Here is an 18,513-nt window from a genome sequence, read left to right on the forward strand (position 1 = left end):
ACGCGTTCGCCAGCAAGCCGGCTCCTACGGTCGGCCGCAGGGAGCGGCACCGGCGGACCAACAGGCAGCACGCGATAGCCACAACAGATCAAGCACCCGAACCATAAGGACCCTCGATTCACATGCCGACCTCAACACCGCAGCTGGACGCCCGCACCCTGCGCTGGATGCCATGGGTCATTGCCATCGCTTTTTTCATGCAAAGCCTCGACGGCACCATTCTCAACACTGCGCTGCCTTCCATGGCCGGCTCGCTGGCGGAAAATCCGTTGCGCATGCAGTCCGTAATCATCGCTTACATGCTGACCATCGCCCTGCTGATTCCGGCATCGGGCTGGATTTCCGACCGTTTCGGGATCAAGCGCATCTTCTTCAGCGCCATCCTGCTGTTCAGCTTCGGCTCGTTGCTGTGCGCGGTGTCCAACTCCCTCGGCATGCTGGTCGGCGCTCGGGTGATTCAAGGCCTTGGCGGCGCATTGATGATGCCGGTCGGGCGGCTCATCGTGTTGCGCGCTTATCCCCGGACCGAGCTGGTGCGCACGCTCAGTTTCATCACCATGCCCGCGTTGCTGGGCCCGTTGATGGGTCCGACAGTGGGCGGCTGGCTGGTGGAGTACCTGAGCTGGCACTGGATCTTCCTGATCAACATTCCGGTGGGGATTCTCGGTTGCTTCGCCGTGCGCAAATTCATCCCTGACCTACAGGGCGGCGGGCGTACGCGTTTTGATCTGGTGGGATTTGGCTTGTTCGGCGCGTCGATGGTGCTGATCACGATTGCAATGGAAGGCCTTGGCGAACTGAACCTGCCGCACTTGCGGGTGGTGATGCTGCTGTTCGGGGGTATGGCGTGTCTCGCCGCGTACTGGTTGCGCGCCAGTCACGTGGAAGCACCGCTGTTCTCGGCTCAATTGTTTAAAACCCGCAGTTTTGCGGTGGGAATCATGGGCAACCTGTTTGCCCGACTGGGCAGCGGCGCCCTGCCCTTTCTGCTGCCGCTGATGCTGCAAGTCGCGCTGGGTTACTCGCCTTCGCATGCGGGCATGAGCATGATTCCGCTGGCCCTCGCAGCGATGTTCGCCAAGCCGCTGGCGACCAAAGCCATCGAGCGACTGGGCTATCGCATCGTGCTGACCGGCAACACCTTGCTGCTGGGTATCTTGCTGGCAAGCATGGCGCTGGTGACTGCCGAAACGCCCTACTGGCTTCTGCTGATTCACCTGGCGTTTCTGGGCGGGGTCAACTCGCTGCAGTTCTCGGCGATGAACGCAGTGACGCTGATCGATCTCGACGATGCCAGTGCCGCCAGCGGCAACAGCCTGCTGTCGGTGGTCGCGCAGCTCTCCCTGAGTCTCGGTGTCGCCTGCGCGGCCGCCTTGCTGGGTGGATTCAGCGACGACGTGGCGACGGGCGAAGTCAGCGACGTCTTGGGCGCGTTTCAGCTGACCTTCCTGTGCGTCGGCGTGCTGGCCATGCTGGCGGCGTCGATTTTCTTGCAGCTGTCGCCACGAATGGCGCCCGAAGCGCCTGCGCGCAAGCCGCAACCGGAGCCTGAGATCGAGGCGTGATGCACTCACCATTTATCGCGCGCAGCCCCAAGGCAGGGGCTGCGACCTGATACACTGCGCGACATTTTGTTTTGCAGGCCCGTCCCGTGACTAACACCGCTTTTAACTCACTGCCCCTTTCCGCTGCCATGCTGGCTAACCTGGAGTCCCTTGGTTATGCCGAGATGACGCCGATTCAGGCGCAGAGCCTGCCGGTGATTATCAAGGGGATGGACCTGATCGCGCAGGCCAAGACGGGCTCGGGCAAAACCGCTGCATTCGGCATCGGCCTGCTCAATCCGGTCAACCCGCGCTACTTCGGCTGCCAGGCATTGGTGCTCTGCCCGACCCGTGAGCTGGCCGATCAGGTGGCCAAGGAAATCCGTCGCCTGGCGCGTTCCGAAGACAACATCAAAGTGCTGACCCTCTGCGGCGGCGTGTCATTCGGCCCGCAGATCGCCTCGCTTGAGCACGGCGCGCACATCATCGTTGGCACGCCAGGACGCATTCAGCAGCATCTGCGTAAGGGCTCGCTGGTACTGGACGGCTTGAACACGCTGGTGCTGGACGAAGCCGATCGCATGCTTGACATGGGCTTCTACGACGCCATTGCCGACATCATCGAGCAAACCCCCACGCGTCGGCAGACCCTGTTGTTCTCGGCCACTTACCCGGTCGGCATCAAGCAGTTGGCCTCCAAGTTCATGCGCGATCCGCAAACCGTCAAAGTCGAAGCACTGCACGCCGACAGCCAGATCGAGCAGATCTTCTACGAAATCGCCCCTGAGCAACGCCTCGAAGCAGTGGTCAAGGTGCTGGATCATTTCCGTCCGCAGTCCTGCGTGGCGTTCTGCTTCACCAAGCAACAAGTGCAGGAAGTGGTCGATCACCTGACCGCCAAGGGCATGTCAGCGGTCGGCCTGCATGGCGACCTCGAACAGCGCGACCGGGATCAGGTGCTGGCCATGTTCGCCAACCGCAGCACCTCCGTGCTGGTGGCCACCGACGTCGCCGCGCGCGGTCTGGACATCGATGCGCTGGACATGGTCATCAACGTCGAGCTGGCGCGGGACTCGGAGATCCATATCCACCGTGTCGGCCGTACCGGTCGTGCGGGTGAGACGGGCATCGCCGTCAGCCTCGTCGCCCCCGGCGAAAGCCAGCGCGCCCGCGCGGTTGAAGAGTTGCAGAAAGCGCCGCTCAACTGGCAGCAGTACGACCAACTGGAACGCAAGGAAGGCGGCAAGTTGCTGCCACCGATGACCACGCTGTGCATTGGCTCGGGCCGCAAGGACAAACTGCGCCCTGGCGATATTCTCGGCGCGCTGACGGGCGAAGCAGGCATTCCCGGCACGCAGGTTGGCAAGATCGCGATCTTCGACTTCCAGGCGTACGTCGCTGTTGAGCGCAGCATGGCCAAGCAGGCCCTGGAGCGTTTGAACAACGGCAAGATCAAAGGCAAATCGCTGCGCGTCCGGATTTTGTAAGGTCCGCAGCTCCTCTTTGCAGGAGCGCGCTTGCCCGCGATTGCGGTGATTCAGTAGGACATTTATGCCCCTGACACACCGCAATCGCGGGCAAGCGCGCTCCTACAGGTTTACCACCACCCCCTGGATTATTTACACCCGAGGACACCGCTTTGCCCGTTACTGACGTTGTGATCATTGGCGCCGGCGCCGCAGGTTTAATGTGTGCTTTCACCGCAGCCCGGCGCGGCCGCAAGGTCATGCTGATTGATCACGCCAACAAGCCGGGCAAGAAGATCCTCATGTCGGGTGGGGGACGCTGCAACTTCACCAACATGTACACCGAGCCCGCCAACTTTCTTTCGCAGAACCCGCATTTCTGCAAATCGGCGCTGGCCCGTTACACCCAGTGGGATTTCATCGAACTGATCGGCAAACACGGCGTGCTGTACCACGAGAAGAAACTCGGGCAGTTGTTCTGCGACAACAAATCCAGCGACATCCTCGATCTGCTGCTGGGCGAGTGCGACGCCGCAGGCGTGAGCCTGCACATGGACACCTCGGTGCAGAGCATCGAGAAAGCCGAAAGCGGGTACTTGCTGAAAACAACGCTTGGTGAGCTCAGATGCGAGTCGCTGGTGGTTGCCACTGGCGGCCTGTCGATCCCGACGCTGGGCGCCACCGGATTCGGCTATCAGGTGGGCAAGCAGTTCGGCCACACGCTTCTGCCCACACGGGCGGGGCTGGTGCCGTTCACCATCACCGATCAGTTGAAAGAGCTGTGTACCGAATTGACCGGCACGTCGGTTGATTGCCTGGTGAGCTGCAACGACGCCAGCTTTCGCGAGAACATCCTGTTCACCCATCGCGGGCTAAGCGGGCCGGCGATTTTGCAGATCTCCTCCTTCTGGCATCCCGGCGACACGGTCGAAATCAACCTGATGCCCGACCACGACGCCCACGGCTGGTTGACCGAACAACAGGCCGAACGCCCGAACAGCGAATTGAAGACGCTGCTCGGCGAGATTTTTACCAAGAAAATGGCCACCCTGATTGCCGAGCAATGGTTTGTGTCCAAGCCGATGAAGCAATACACCCACGCCGAACTGGCCGACATCGCGGCCAAACTAGCGAGCTGGCAAGTCGTGCCCGCTGGCACCGAAGGGTACCGGACGGCCGAGGTGACGTTAGGTGGCATCGACACCCGCGAAGTGTCATCCAAGACCATGGAGTCCCTGAAATCGCCCGGGCTTTATTTCATCGGAGAAGTGCTGGATGTCAGCGGCCATCTGGGAGGCTTCAACTTCCAGTGGGCGTGGGCATCGGCGTTTGCGGCAGCGCAGTACGCCTGAGCAGGTCATGCGGGCGAGCTCACACCGGCTTAACCGCACACAATTCCGGTAGGAGCAATCGGAGGTTACGACGGTCGCGAAGAGGCCGGGACAGGCAATACATGTTCAGCGCCCCAGCCTGCGTGTTCGCGACCGCCGACCTCCGATTGCTCCTACAACGCGGTGTCGCAAATCAAAGAGGTACCATTGGAGTCAAGGCGTCTCTTGAGGTATCGGTATCCGCTTCGGAATAAATCTTGCTACCCGGATGTACAGCGAGCATCCGGCGCTGTACATATCCTTCAGCACATCAATCGCGAACAAGGCCGTCAGCGTTCATGGCATCGACATCGTTGCGCAACACATTCCGCCGCCTTTGGGCGCTGGACAAGTTTTCCTACAGCGTGCGGGTTTTCATCGCCTTGACCGGCAGCATGGCGCTGTGTTGGTACCAGAACGAAATGTCTCAGCTGATCCCGCTCTTCCTCGGGATTATCGCCAGCGCCCTTTCAGAAACCGACGACAGCTGGCAAGGCCGCCTCAATGCGCTGGCCGTAACGCTGGTGTGCTTCAGCATTGCTGCGTTGTCGGTGGAGCTGCTGTTTCCCTACCCCGTGGTGTTCATCTGCGCGTTTGCCTTCGCCGCGTTCTGCCTGACGATGCTCGGCGCGCTGGGCGAGCGTTACGGCGCGATTGCCTATGCGACGCTCATTCTGTCGGTCTACACAATGATCGGCGTCGATCAGCGCGGCGGCGAAGTCACCGACTTCTGGCACGAGCCCATGCTGCTCGTCGCAGGCGCAGCCTGGTACGGGTTGCTCTCAGTGCTGTGGCAAATGCTGTTTTCCAATCAGCCGGTGCAGCAGGCGCTGGCCCGGCTGTTTCGCGAGCTCGGTCTGTACCTCAAACTCAAATCCGATCTGTTCGAGCCCATTCGTACCCTGGACGTCGAAGCCAAGCGGCTGCAGCTTGCCAAACAGAACGGCAAGGTTGTCGGCGCGCTCAACGTGACCAAGGAAATCATCCTAAACCGCGTGGGCAGCGGGCGGCCCGGCTCAAAGGTCAGCCGCTACTTGAAGCTGTACTTCCTTGCCCAGGACATCCATGAGCGGGCCAGCTCGTCGCACTACCCTTACAACTCCCTCGCCGAGGCATTCTTTCACAGCGATGTGCTGTTCCGCTGTCAGCGTCTGTTGCGCCAGCAGGGCCGTGCCTGCCGCGACCTGTCCGCTTCCATCCAGCTGCGCCAGCCGTTTATATACGATGACAGCTTCGCCCATGCCCTGGACGATCTGCGCGCCTCCCTCGAGCATCTGCGCATCCAGAGCAATCCGGCGTGGCGCGGGCTGCTGCGTTCCCTGCGTGCGCTGGCCAACAACCTCGGCACCCTCGACCGCCTGCTCAGCGATGCAAGCAATCCCGACGCGCTGGCCGACGCCACTGACAGCAGCCTGCTGGATCGCTCGCCGCGCAATCTCAAGGATGTCTGGACGCGTCTGCGCCTGCAGCTGACGCCCACCTCGCTGTTGTTCCGCCATGCCCTGCGCCTGCCGTTGGCGCTGGTCATCGGCTACATCATGGTTCACCTGATTCACCCGTCGCAGGGTTACTGGATCATCCTGACCACGGTATTTGTCTGCCAGCCGAGCTATGGCGCGACGCGACGTAAACTCGGCCAGCGGATCATAGGCACAGCGATTGGTCTGACGGCCGGCTGGATACTTTTCGACCTGATTAGCACCCCGGTACTGCAATCGATGTGCGCGGTACTCGCCGGCGTGGTGTTCTTCGTCAACCGCACGACGCGCTACACGCTGTCGACGGCGGCGATCACGGTGATGATCCTGTTCTGCTTCAATCAGGTCGGCGACGGTTACGGCGTATTCCTGCCGCGCTTGCTGGACACCTTGCTGGGCAGTCTGATCGCAGGGCTGGCGGTGTTCCTGTTCCTGCCCGACTGGCAGGGCCGCCGACTCAACAAGGTGCTGGCCAACACGCTGTCGTGCAACAGCATTTACCTGCGCCAGATCATGCAGCAATACGCCAATGGCAAGAGCGACGATCTGGCATATCGTCTGGCCCGCCGCAATGCCCACAACGCTGATGCCGCGCTGTCTACCACGCTCGCCAATATGCTCATGGAGCCCGGGCACTTCCGAAAGGAAGCCGATGTGGGCTTCCGCTTTCTGGTGCTTTCACACACGTTGCTCAGCTACCTCTCCGGGCTTGGTGCGCATCGGGAGACGCCACTGCCTGCTGAGGTGCGCGAGCAACTCATTGAGGGCGCCGGCGCTAGCCTGGCCGCGAGCATTGATGAAATCGCGCAGAGCCTCATGCTGCGCGAGCCAGTGGCGGTACAGAGCGACGCCGAGGAAGCCCTGGCCACCAGCCTGGAGCAGATGCCTGAAGAAATCGACGAAGGCCAACGGTTGGTGCAGACCCAACTGGCGCTGATCTGCCGACAATTGGGCCCGCTGCGTACGCTGGCAGCGCACCTGATCAAAGCACCGGACAGTGAGCCGCAAATCACAGGCCGTGCAGCTTGATCATCTTGTCGTAGGTGCCATCGGCCTTCATCTCGGCGATGGCCTTGTCAAAGTCCATAACGATTTGCTGATGGGCCGCCAGCTTGACGCTGACCAGCATGTGCAGGCTGTTCTCGATCAGCGACCTGGGCAGGAATTCAACGTTATCCCGGACCTCGGCAGGCTCGTGAAGCAGCGCGAAGCGCGCCGCGTACTCATCTTCCACGGTTAATTCGACCCTCCCCGCAGCGAGCATCCTGACGGCGGTCGAGAAGTTTGCAACCGGTACCTTTTTCAGCTCGACATCCGCGTCAAACTCCGGCGAATAGGCATAGCCGCGCACGACCGCAATGGAATGCCGGTGCAGCTGTGACAGGGTCTGGTAAACGATGGTGGAGTCTTTGCGCCTCAGAAAGCGCAGGTGATTGATCAGATAGGGCGCGGAGAACACGCCAATCCGCGTTCGGTCCTCGCTGTACCAGGCGTTGATCACGATGTCGTATCGCCCCTCGCTCAGGCCGTGAATCGCTCGTGCCCACGGGACCTGCTCGTACTCGGTGTCATAACCGGCGCGACCCAGCGCAGTGCGAATCAGGTCAGTGGAGAGCCCGTCGTGCAGCAGCGAGACATCGGCATAAGGCGCCCACGCATCGCCAGCCAGACGTAGCGTTTGCGCGACTGCGCCTTGGGCTATCAGCAGCAATCCCAGCAGCACTGCGGCGCACAGCAAACGCGACATGCTCAGCTTCCTTATGGCAACTGGCCTTCAGTGAAGACGCCTTTTGCCGTTTTCACAACTCATAAAAGCAGGATGTTTTGTGCCGGCGTTCAACTAAATGACGTACGGATCAACGCAACACATCCGGCGCTGCGCGCGGTGAACTTGGGCTGGCGACGTTATGCGTTTAGTATCCGGCATCCACTTCTTCTCGCAGGCCGGCGTCATGTCTATCAACTGGATTTGCAAACACCATACCGAGCTTGGAAAAGAGCAGCTGTACGCCATTTTGCAGCTCAGGGCGCAGGTGTTCGTGGTGGAGCAGAAGTGCTGGTACCTGGACGTCGACGGCCAGGATTTACTGGGCGATACCTGCCATCTCATGGCGTGGCAGGGTGATCAACTGGTCGCTTATCTGCGGTTGCTGGACCCCATTCAGCAGAACGGCGACGTGACCATTGGCCGAGTCGTGACTGCCCCGTCAATGCGCAACAAGGGCATGGGGCACGAGCTGATGGTGCAGGCGCTGGAACATGCCGAGCGTCAATGGCCGGACCAGCCGATATTTCTTTCGGCCCAGGCGCACTTGCAGGGTTACTACAGCCGCTATGGCTTCAATCCGGTAGGCGAGATTTATGTCGAAGACGGCATACCGCACATCAGCATGCGCCGCGATCTTGATTGAGCCGGGGAGTCAGATGGCATAACCGGCTTCAGCCGAGCTCTTAACCCGTGGGACCGCTTTAGCCGAGCTCGCAACCCGTGGGACCGGCTTTAGCCGGGAAGCTTCTTAGTCACCATGCGTCGTCAGGGATACCCCAGCACAGTCTTGATGGACTTTAGATTGCGCTCGATCCACGCTGGCTCGATCGCACCCCAGTCACGAATCCGGTAGCCGCCTGCATGGTTGCGGCCGCCGTCCTGTTGCTCGAACTCACAGACAATGTCCAGATCTGCCAGCGCAGCGATGGTGTCCTGCGCCGTGCGACGTGGCATGCCGGTGATCTCAGTGAGCGCCGGAACACTGCTGGCCGTTTGACTGTCGATCAGATAAGCCACGTACAGACGGCGGTAAAAACTGCTTTTGGTCTTGCTGACGTCCATCGAGACTTCCTTGAATGTGGTGATGCGCCGCTCAGCGCAAGGCGGTCTGCATGTCACGCCAGGTCAGGTAGATACGCAGGTCGAATTCCAACTGGTGGTAGCCCGGCTGCATGTGCTCGCACAGTTGATAAAAAGCCTTGTTGTGCTCTGCCTCTTTGAAATGTGCGAGTTCGTGAACCACGATCATTTTCAGAAATTGCGGTGCAGCTTCCTTGAACAACGCCGCCACGCGGATTTCCTTCTTCGCCTTGAGCTTGCCGCCCTGCACCCGCGACACCGTGGTGTGCAGCCCCAACGCTCGATGGGTCAGGTCCAGACGGTTGTCGAACACGACTTTATCGATGTTCGGGGCATTGCGCAGATACGTTTGCTTGAGCGCCAGCGCATAGGCGTAAAGCGCCTTGTCGCTCTGCACCTCATGGCGCTCCGGGTAGCGCTGCTGCAGGTAATCGGCAAGTCGATTCTGCGCAATCAGCTGGCGCACCTGATCCTGCAAGCCTTCGGGATAGGCCTGCAGGTATTTGAGCTCAATGGGAAGCGTGACGGTCATGATCGGATCAGGTCGTGGAAAAGGCAGGAGTCTACCGCGTCAGTCCTGCCCCAGCAGCTGTAATGCGACTGGCAATTCCACGGGCTGCACGAAACGCTCGGCTTCGAGCGGCGGCATCGGATGGGCAATCAGAAATCCCTGAATAATCTGACAGCCGTTGTCGACGAGCCATTCGTACTGCTCGACGGTTTCAACCCCTTCGGCGATCACGTCGATGTCCAGCATGCGGCAGAGATCGATAATGCTGCGTGCAACGGCAAGATCCCTGGGCGACCCGAGCATGCCGCCAATGAAGTGTCGGTCGAGTTTGAGGGTGTCCAGATCGAGGTTGCGCAGGTGAGCAAGCGAACTGTCGCCGGCGCCAAAGTCATCCAGCGATACGCGCACGCCGATGTTGTGCAGGTTCTGCAATTGCTGGCGGCTGTGGACCAGATTGTGAACCAGCGATGGTTCGGTGATCTCCACTTCCAGCTGCCGCGGTTGCAGACCATGCAGCTGCATCGCTCGCTGTAATTCGGCCGCAAGGTTGGGCAGGCTGAATTGCGCAGGGCTTACGCTCACACTCATGACCAGATCGTCGGGAAACACATCGCCCCAGCGTTTGCGCTGCGCCGCACCCTGCTCGAAAATCCAGCTGCCCAGTTTGTTGATCAGGCGCGTCTCTTCCAGCAGCGGGATGAACACGCCAGACGGCACGTCGCCCGCGTCTGGATGATGCCAGCGCAGCAGGGCCTCGAAGCCTCGGGTTTTTCCGGTGACCACATTGACTTGCGGCTGGTAGACCATCGAAAAGTCTTTACCGTCGATCGCGGTACGAACGCTTTCTTCAAGCATCAGGCGCGACCGCGCGCGGCCGTTCATGTACTGGTCAAAGAATCGGTATTGCTGGCGTCCCGCCCGCTTGGCTTCGTACATCGCAATGTCGGCCGCGCGCAACAAACCGTCCAGATTGGTGCCGCAGTCGGGGTAAACGGCAATGCCAATGCTTGCACCCAGCGTCGCCTCTACACCGTCAACCATGCGCCGCGTAGACACCCGCTCGATGAGTTTTTCGGCGACTTTGGCGGCGTGTTCGGGGAAGTCCAGTCCGTCGATGACCACCACAAACTCGTCGCCACCCATGCGAGCAAGCACGTCGTAAGGGCGCAGGCAGTCTTTCAGCTGCGCGCCCACCCACTGCAGCACTTGATCGCCGGCGTCGTGGCCGAGGGAATCATTTACTTCCTTGAAGCCGTCGAGGTCCAGGTACAGCACCACCAGATACTTGCCCGCATGTTCGTTGCGCAGCAGCATCCCTTCGACGGTCTGATAGAAGCCGCGCCGGTTCAGCAGGCCGGTCAGGGAGTCCGTCACGGCCTGGTGCTCGAGCTGACGATAAAGGTCACGCACCACCGACATGTCGAGCACGCTCAGCACCATGGCGCGCTGCTCGGCGGGCAGTGGCGCGCAGGACAGCGCGACCGGCACCTGGCGCCCCTCCGGCGTGCGCATCACAGCGTCGTGTACGCGGTAAGTGTCGGCACGGCGGTAGTGGTGGTAGAACCCGGAATCGGTCCATTCACCTACGCTGGGTTCTTGAAGGTAAGTACGCAGCTCGGTGCCGCGCAATTCACCGTCAGTCATGCCCAGCAGGCGGCAGATTGCCGGGTTGGCGAAACTGATGATGCCGTCCTCCGTCACCACAAGGATGCCTTCAGCGACGTTCGCCAGTACCGATGCGTTGAACGCACGCGCCGACTCCAGTTCGCGACTCAGCTTTTGCAGCGCACGCCTGTTGTGCTGCTGCTCCAGAAGCGCCTGGACCTTGGGCCTGAGAATATTGGGATCGAACGGCTTGAACAGGTAATCGACTGCGCCACTGGCGTAGCCCCTGTGCACTGAGTCACGGGATTGTTCGTTGGCGGTGAGAAAGATGATCGGCGTCAACCGTGTTCGCTGGCTGCCGCGCATGAGGCGGGCCACTTCAAAGCCGTCCATGTCCGGCATCTGGACGTCGAGCAGTACCAGATCAACATCCCGGTCCAGCAAAATGCTCAGCGCTTCCATGCCTCCGCTGGCGGTGATGATTTCCCTGTCCTGACGCTGAAGTACAGCGCACATGGTCACCAGATTTTCCGGGTAATCGTCGACGACCAACAATACTGATTTGCCACTTGATGGCGGGGACTGCACGCATTCCATGCTGCTACTCATCATTCACTTTACTGCCCGGGGAGTGTCCCCGCCGATGTTCTGGTAGGCCATTACTCTAGCTTCGATTGAGAAAAAAAGAAGGAAGCGAGTACGCCCTTGCCGAGAAAGTGCCGTTCAGCCGACTAACGGTCAGGCCTCTCGAACTCAGGTCAGACCTACGCTGCAGCCCAATTAGCGGCACTTTGACGTCAACCATCCGACAGATTCGCATTAACAAACGCAGCGGCGAATCGTATAAACAGCGCCCCTTTCACCCTTTTGCGCCAGCCTTTTTGCTGGCAATGAGACATACCGGACGACTAGACATGATTGATTTGGGAACCTGGAATCTGAGCATTCCCGTGGGCTCGCCCCCCGCCACTGTCGAAACGCAACAACTGCTTAACGGGTACGACGGCAAATACTTCAAGTCAGGCGCATCGAATATTACGTTCTGGGCGCCGGTAACCGGAACGAAGACCGCCAACGCGAAATATCCACGTACCGAACTGCGTGAAACCTGGTCCAACGGCACGCTGCATAACTGGTACTACCAGGACGCCGATAACTTCCTCAACGCCAAGCTCAAGGTGCTGCAAGTGCCGTCGTCCGGCAAGGTGGTCATCGGTCAGATCCACGTTTATGACAGCACCCAGCCGCTGTTGAAGGTTGAGTACCAATACAAGGAAGCGACGCACATGGGCAACATCGTTGCCAAGGTCCGCTACCACCCCAACGACAAGAAGCCTCGGGTGATCACCGTTGCTGAAAACGTGGCCCTGAACGAAACCTTCAACTACGTCATCCACCTGAACAAAGCCGGACTGCTCAGCGTGACGGCTCACGGGATGGCCTGGAACGACCGCATCAGCGCCACCTGGAGCAAGCAGCAGCTGTATTTCAAGGCTGGGGTCTACACCCAGGACAACACCGGGTATACCAGCGAGGGCGGCAAGACGATGTTCTTCAACCTGGACGCTGACCACAACAAGAGCTGATGTGGGCTGGAGCGCCCGAGCATTCGCGTTGCTCGGGCGCTTGTACAAAGCAGCGATTACGCCGCCCTGTATTCCTTTTCTGCTGCTTCAAAGCGCGTCAACATGCCCGGCGTCGGCCCTCTGCCGACAGCGCTGAATATCACAATGGCAATGCTCGCAAAGATGAAGCCCGGGATAATTTCGTACAGACCCAGCAGTTCAAAGTGCTTCCACACCACTACCGTGATCGCGCCCACTAGAATCCCTGCCAGCGCGCCGTTGCGGGTCATGCCTTTCCAGATCACCGAGATCAGCACCACCGGACCGAACGCTGCGCCAAAGCCGGCCCACGCGTAGCTGACCAGCCCAAGCACGCGGTTCTCCGGATTGGCGGCCAGGGCGATAGCAATCAGCGCCACCAGCAGAACCATCGCTCGCCCCACCCACACCAGCTCGGTTTGCGATGCGCTCTTGCGCAGGAACGCCTTGTAGAAGTCTTCGGTCAACGCGCTGGAACAGACCAGCAATTGACAGCTCAGGGTGCTCATGACGGCCGCAAGAATGGCCGACAGCAGCACACCGGCGACCCATGGGTTGAACAGGATTTTGGCCAGCTCAATGAAGACACGTTCGTGGTTTTCGGTGACAGGACCCGCGACTTCCGGGTGCGCCGAAAAATACGCGATCCCGAAGAAGCCCACGGCAACAGTGCCCCCCAGGCAAAGGATCATCCAGGTCATGGAAATGCGACGGGCCTTGGCAATCGACTTGACCGAATCAGCCGCCATGAAGCGTGCCAGGATATGCGGTTGGCCAAAGTAGCCCAGGCCCCAGCCCATCAGCGAGATGACGCCAATGAAGGTGGTGTTCTTGAGCATGTCGAAGTTGCTCGGATCCTGAGCTTCAATCGCCATGAATGTCGTGTCGACTCCGCCTGTTGCCAACAGCACGATGATCGGCGTCAGGATCAGCGCAAAAATCATCAGCGTCGCTTGCACGGTATCGGTCCAGCTGACCGCCAGAAACCCACCAATGAAGGTGTAGGCAATGGTCGCCGCCGCGCCTGCCCACAAAGCCGTCTCGTAGGACATGCCAAATGTGCTTTCGAAGAGCCGTGCGCCGGCGACAATGCCGGAAGCGCAATAGATCGTGAAAAACACCAGAATGACGATAGCGGAGATCACCCGCAGCAAGCCGCTGTGGTCTTCGAAACGACTGGAAAAGTAGTCCGGGAGGGTCAGCGCATCGCCGTTGTGCTCGGTCTGCACTCGCAGGCGACCGGCAACGAATAGCCAGTTGAGGTAGGCGCCGATGATGAGGCCGATGGCGATCCAGCTTTCCGACAGCCCCGACATGTAGATGGCACCCGGCAGGCCCATGAGCAACCAGCCGCTCATGTCTGAAGCACCCGCAGAGAGCGCCGTGACCACGCTGCCAAGGCTGCGACCGCCGAGGATGTAGTCCGAGAGATTATTGGTGGAACGATAGGCCATGAGCCCGATCAGGACCATTGCGGCGATGTAGATCACGAAGGTGATCAGGGTTGGATTGCTGACACTCATGGGTAATATCCCGGTGTTGTTTTTATGAGCGCGAGCAATGCGAAACTCCCCTGAGGCATCAGGTTCGCGCAAAGCCGCTCGCGTGTGTCGCGGGCAGGCGGAGTACGCCTTTGCACCCCGCTTGAATGCACCAAAGCGGCGCATCCTAGAGGACATTCCAGAACAGGTGCAACCCGAAAACCGGTAATACCTGGCTTTTTTACAAATAAGTTTGAAAGGCCACCACGCCCGGTATTTGTCGGCAAGAAGCCGAATCCTGGCTGGGAGCTTATGCCGCACAGGGCGCAGCCCGGTCGGATAAAAGCGCTACACCCAAGAGTGGTCGAAACACTTTGAAAAAACCGGTTGCACCCGGTTGCACCCTTGCGATGCCAAGGCTAATCTTGCCCCAGTTAAGCCACATGACCGTGGCTGTCATGAGGACTAGCAATGGCCACCACCACCCTCGGCGTCAAACTCGACGATCCTACCCGCGAGCGACTGAAATCGGCTGCTCAATCCATCGACCGTACACCCCATTGGTTGATCAAGCAGGCGATCTTCAACTATCTCGAGAAGCTCGAGGGCGGTGCGACCCTGAGTGAACTCAGCGGTCTGGGTGGCAAAGATGCCGATGATCAGGGCGACCTGCCCGCTGACGTCGGCCATCAGGCATTCCTTGAATTCGCCGAGAGTATTCTTCCTCAGTCGGTGTTGCGCGCCGCAATCACCTCGGCCTACCGCCGTCCTGAACCTGAAGTAGTGCCCATGCTCATCGAGCAGGCACGATTGCCTGCTCCAATGGCCGACGCCACACACAAGCTCGCCGCCTCTATAGCGGAAAAATTGCGCAATCAGAAAAGCGCCGGGGGTCGCGCTGGCATCGTCCAGGGGCTGTTGCAGGAGTTTTCGCTGTCCTCGCAGGAAGGCGTGGCGCTGATGTGCCTCGCCGAGGCCTTGCTGCGCATACCTGACAAAGGCACCCGTGACGCCTTGATCCGCGACAAGATCAGCACCGGCAACTGGCACCCGCACCTGGGCAACAGCCCGTCGCTGTTCGTCAACGCTGCCACATGGGGCCTGTTGCTGACCGGCAAACTCGTCAGCACTCACAACGAGGCCGGCCTGACCTCCTCGCTGAGCCGCATCATCGGCAAATCCGGCGAGCCAATGATCCGCAAAGGCGTGGACATGGCCATGCGCCTGATGGGCGAGCAGTTCGTCACCGGCGAAACCATCGCCGAAGCGCTGGCCAACGCCAGCAGGTTTGAGGCAAAAGGCTTCCGCTATTCCTATGACATGCTCGGCGAAGCGGCACTGACCGAGCACGACGCGCAGAAATACCTGGCGTCTTACGAGCAGGCGATTCACTCCATCGGCAAGGCCTCCCATGGCCGCGGCATCTACGAAGGCCCCGGTATCTCAATCAAGTTGTCCGCGTTGCACCCGCGCTACAGCCGCGCGCAATACGAGCGCGTCATGGACGAGCTGTACCCGCGCCTGCTGTCGCTGACGCTTCTGGCCAAGCAATACGACATCGGCCTGAATATCGATGCCGAAGAGGCCGATCGCCTTGAGCTGTCGCTGGACCTGCTTGAGCGCCTGTGCTTCGAGCCGCAACTGACGGGCTGGAACGGCATCGGCTTTGTAATTCAGGCCTACCAAAAGCGTTGCCCATACGTGATCGATTACGTCATCGACCTGGCGCGCCGCAGTCGCCACCGCCTGATGATCCGCCTGGTGAAAGGGGCCTACTGGGACAGCGAGATCAAACGCGCCCAGGTTGAAGGACTGGAAGGCTACCCGGTCTACACGCGCAAGGTGTACACCGACGTTTCCTACGTCGCCTGCGCCCGCAAACTGCTGTCCGTGCCGGAAGTCATCTATCCGCAATTTGCGACGCACAACGCCCATACGCTTGCCGCCATCTATCACATCGCCGGGCAGAACTATTACCCCGGCCAGTACGAGTTCCAGTGCCTGCATGGCATGGGCGAACCCCTGTACGAGCAGGTCGTAGGCAAAGTCGCCGACGGCAAGTTGAACCGACCGTGCCGCGTGTACGCGCCTGTCGGCACCCATGAAACGCTGCTGGCGTATCTGGTTCGTCGACTGCTGGAAAACGGCGCCAACACCTCTTTCGTCAATCGGATCGCGGACCAGTCAATCTCGATTCAGGAACTGGTAGCCGATCCGGTGTCCAGCATCGAGCGCATGGCAACGCAGGAAGGCGGTTTTGGCTTGCCACACCCGCGCATTCCATTGCCGCGCGACCTTTACGGCGCCGAGCGCGCTAACTCGGCCGGTATCGACATGGCCAACGAGCATCGTCTGGCATCACTGTCTTCGGCACTGCTCGCCACGGCGCATAACGCCTGGAAGGCCGGTCCGATGCTGGGCTGCCCCGTCAGCGCCGGCACTGAAACGCCGGTCTTGAATCCGTCGGATCTGCGTGACGTCGTCGGCCACGTCCAGGAAGCAACCCTGGAAGACGTTGATAACGCCCTGCTCAGCGCCCTCAGCGCCGGGCCGATCTGGCAAGCGACGCCACCGGCTGAACGTGCCGCGATCCTGGAGCGCGCCGCGGACCTGATGGAAGCCGAGATACAACCCTTGATGGGCCTGCTGGCTCGCGAAGCCGGCAAGACGTTCGCCAACGCCATCGCCGAAGTGCGCGAGGCTGTGGATTTCCTGCGCTACTACGCGGTGCAGGCACGCAACGATTTCAGCAATGACGCTCACCGTCCACTGGGACCTGTAGTGTGCATCAGCCCTTGGAACTTCCCGTTGGCGATATTCAGTGGTCAGGTCGCGGCGGCCCTGGCGGCCGGCAACCCGGTGCTCGCAAAACCCGCCGAACAGACGCCACTGATTGCCGCGCAGGCCGTACGTATCCTACTCGAAGCGGGCATTCCGGAAGGCGTGGTGCAACTGCTCCCTGGCCGCGGTGAAACCGTTGGCGCGCGGTTGGTTGGCGATGATCGCGTCAAGGGTGTCATGTTCACCGGTTCGACCGAAGTTGCCCGTTTGCTGCAGCGCAACGTTGCTGGCCGTCTTGATGCACAGGGCCGCCCTATTCCGCTGATCGCCGAAACTGGCGGCCAGAACGCAATGATCGTCGACTCCTCGGCGCTCACCGAGCAAGTGGTCATCGACGTCGTGTCGTCTGCGTTCGACAGCGCCGGCCAGCGCTGCTCCGCCTTGCGCGTCCTGTGCTTGCAGGAAGACTCTGCGGATCGCGTCATTGAAATGCTCAAAGGCGCGATGGCCGAGAGCCGTCTGGGTAACCCGGAGCGACTGTCGGTAGACATCGGCCCGGTCATCGATCAGGAAGCCAAGGCCGGCATCGAGAAGCACATTCAGGCCATGCGTGACAAAGGCCGCAACGTGTATCAGGTTGCCATTGCCGACAGCGACGAGATCAAGCGCGGTACCTACGTGATGCCGACGCTGATCGAACTCGACAGCTTCGACGAACTGCAACGTGAAATCTTCGGCCCGGTATTGCACGTCGTGCGCTACAAGCGCCGCGAGCTTGACCAGTTGATCGCGCAAATCAATGCGTCGGGTTACGGCCTGACACTCGGCGTGCATACACGCATCGACGAGACCATTGCCAAGGTCATCGACAACGTCAACGCCGGCAACATGTACGTCAACCGCAACATCGTGGGTGCTGTCGTCGGTGTGCAGCCGTTTGGTGGCGAAGGGCTGTCGGGCACCGGGCCAAAAGCCGGTGGCCCGCTGTACCTTTACCGTTTGCTGTCAACGCGCCCCGCCGACGCCGTGCAGAAGTCTTTCGCGACGCGGGATGCGCAACAGGTGCCGGACACTCGCATGCAGGAGTCGATGCTCAAGCCGTTGATCGCGCTCAAGGCGTGGGCGGGCAAGCACCAGCTCAATGAGCTGGAAGCCTTGTGCAATCAGTTCGCCGAACAGTCGCAGAGTGGCGTGACACGCATGCTCATGGGCCCGACCGGCGAGCGCAACAGCTACAGCATCCTGCCGCGCGAACACGTGTTGTGTCTGGCCGAAGACGAGACGGACCTGCTGGCGCAACTGGCAGCAGTCATGGCGGTGGGCAGCACGGCGATCATCCCGGACGGAGAGCCGGGCAAATCGCTGCGTAGCCGTCTGCCTAAAGAGGTGCAGGCACGTCTCAAACTGGTTGCCGACTGGAATAAGGACGAGGTCGCGATCGATGCGGTGCTGCATCACGGGGATTCCGACCAACTGCGCGCGATCTGCCAACAGGTCGCCCAGCGCAGCGGCGCTATCATCGGCGTGCATGGCCTTTCCAAAGGCGAGACCAACATTGCACTGGAACGTCTGGTGATCGAGCGCGCGCTGAGCGTGAACACGGCAGCAGCAGGCGGCAACGCAAGCCTGATGACCATCGGATAACCGGCAGTGTGAACCCGGCGTTTTTGAAAATGCCGGGGGGCCGACCTGATAAAGGCGTACGAGTGCAGAGGCGCTTGCCTGCGAGTGAACCAAGTCAAAACCCCAGCGGGTATGACTTGCAGCGTTCGGGGGCAAGCGCGTTCGTGAACCTGATGCGGCCAGCATGCTTTTACCGTTTGAT

Annotated in this window: 12 protein-coding genes; 7 read left to right on the top strand and 5 right to left on the bottom strand. The window is 60.4% G+C overall.

Annotation, left to right across the window (positions count from 1 at the left end; translation table 11 throughout):
• Positions 1-122: 122 nt before the first annotated feature.
• The 4 genes from mdtD (at position 123) to yccS (ending at position 6,887) form a co-directional block, all read left to right on the top strand.
• Positions 123-1,565 (top strand): multidrug transporter subunit MdtD, encoded by a 1,443-nt coding sequence (mdtD, locus tag QRN48_RS09225; protein WP_052075326.1) that lies wholly within the window; start codon positions 123-125, stop codon positions 1,563-1,565.
• A gap of 86 nt (positions 1,566-1,651) precedes the next feature.
• A complete protein-coding gene (dbpA, locus tag QRN48_RS09230) occupies positions 1,652-3,031 on the top strand; it encodes an ATP-dependent RNA helicase DbpA (protein ID WP_191942682.1) in 1,380 nt (459 codons plus the stop codon).
• A 152-nt stretch (positions 3,032-3,183) separates the two neighbouring features.
• On the top strand, positions 3,184-4,362 hold the full coding sequence (locus QRN48_RS09235; protein WP_285350189.1) for a BaiN/RdsA family NAD(P)/FAD-dependent oxidoreductase: 1,179 nt from the start codon (positions 3,184-3,186) through the stop codon (positions 4,360-4,362).
• Positions 4,363-4,679: 317 nt separating this feature from the next.
• Positions 4,680-6,887 carry a YccS family putative transporter gene (yccS, locus tag QRN48_RS09240; protein WP_285350191.1) on the top strand — a complete coding sequence of 736 codons (2,208 nt, stop codon included), beginning with the start codon at positions 4,680-4,682 and terminating at the stop codon, positions 6,885-6,887.
• Here yccS and QRN48_RS09245 read toward each other — a convergent pair.
• Positions 6,868-7,605: a substrate-binding periplasmic protein gene (locus QRN48_RS09245; RefSeq protein WP_191942680.1), complete on the bottom strand. Its 738-nt coding sequence runs from the start codon at positions 7,603-7,605 to the stop codon at positions 6,868-6,870. The genes yccS and QRN48_RS09245 overlap by 20 nt on opposite strands.
• Before the next feature lie 205 nt (positions 7,606-7,810).
• Between QRN48_RS09245 and QRN48_RS09250 the strand changes: the two genes are divergently transcribed.
• A complete protein-coding gene (locus QRN48_RS09250; RefSeq protein WP_037017519.1) occupies positions 7,811-8,269 on the top strand; it encodes a GNAT family N-acetyltransferase in 459 nt (152 codons plus the stop codon).
• A gap of 122 nt (positions 8,270-8,391) precedes the next feature.
• On the opposite strand, the gene QRN48_RS09255 is transcribed toward QRN48_RS09250, so the two are convergent.
• The 3 genes from QRN48_RS09255 to QRN48_RS09265 are packed head-to-tail and all read right to left on the bottom strand — an operon-like array spanning position 8,392 to position 11,419.
• The gene (locus tag QRN48_RS09255) at positions 8,392-8,688 is read right to left on the bottom strand and encodes a winged helix-turn-helix domain-containing protein (protein WP_037015953.1); all 297 of its coding nucleotides are present in this window, start codon (positions 8,686-8,688) and stop codon (positions 8,392-8,394) included.
• Positions 8,689-8,719: 31 nt separating this feature from the next.
• Entirely contained in the window at positions 8,720-9,238 is a 519-nt protein-coding gene (locus QRN48_RS09260; RefSeq protein ID WP_285350193.1) for a YgjP-like metallopeptidase domain-containing protein, read from the bottom strand.
• Positions 9,239-9,277: 39 nt separating this feature from the next.
• Positions 9,278-11,419, bottom strand: coding sequence for a putative bifunctional diguanylate cyclase/phosphodiesterase (locus tag QRN48_RS09265; RefSeq protein WP_037015957.1), 2,142 nt, complete (start codon positions 11,417-11,419; stop codon positions 9,278-9,280).
• Between the two features lie 317 nt (positions 11,420-11,736).
• Between QRN48_RS09265 and QRN48_RS09270 the strand changes: the two genes are divergently transcribed.
• Positions 11,737-12,408 carry a polysaccharide lyase family 7 protein gene (locus tag QRN48_RS09270; protein ID WP_037015959.1) on the top strand — a complete coding sequence of 224 codons (672 nt, stop codon included), beginning with the start codon at positions 11,737-11,739 and terminating at the stop codon, positions 12,406-12,408.
• Between the two features lie 56 nt (positions 12,409-12,464).
• Here QRN48_RS09270 and putP read toward each other — a convergent pair whose 3' ends face one another.
• Positions 12,465-13,949, bottom strand: coding sequence for a sodium/proline symporter PutP (gene putP / locus QRN48_RS09275; RefSeq protein ID WP_285350194.1), 1,485 nt, complete (start codon positions 13,947-13,949; stop codon positions 12,465-12,467).
• Positions 13,950-14,378: 429 nt separating this feature from the next.
• Between putP and putA the strand changes: the two genes are divergently transcribed.
• Positions 14,379-18,332, top strand: coding sequence for a trifunctional transcriptional regulator/proline dehydrogenase/L-glutamate gamma-semialdehyde dehydrogenase (gene putA / locus QRN48_RS09280; protein WP_037015965.1), 3,954 nt, complete (start codon positions 14,379-14,381; stop codon positions 18,330-18,332).
• The last annotated feature ends 181 nt before the right edge of the window (positions 18,333-18,513 follow it).

This window comes from Pseudomonas sp. ME-P-057 (genome assembly GCF_030208975.1).
Taxonomy (GTDB): domain Bacteria; phylum Pseudomonadota; class Gammaproteobacteria; order Pseudomonadales; family Pseudomonadaceae; genus Aquipseudomonas; species Aquipseudomonas lutea.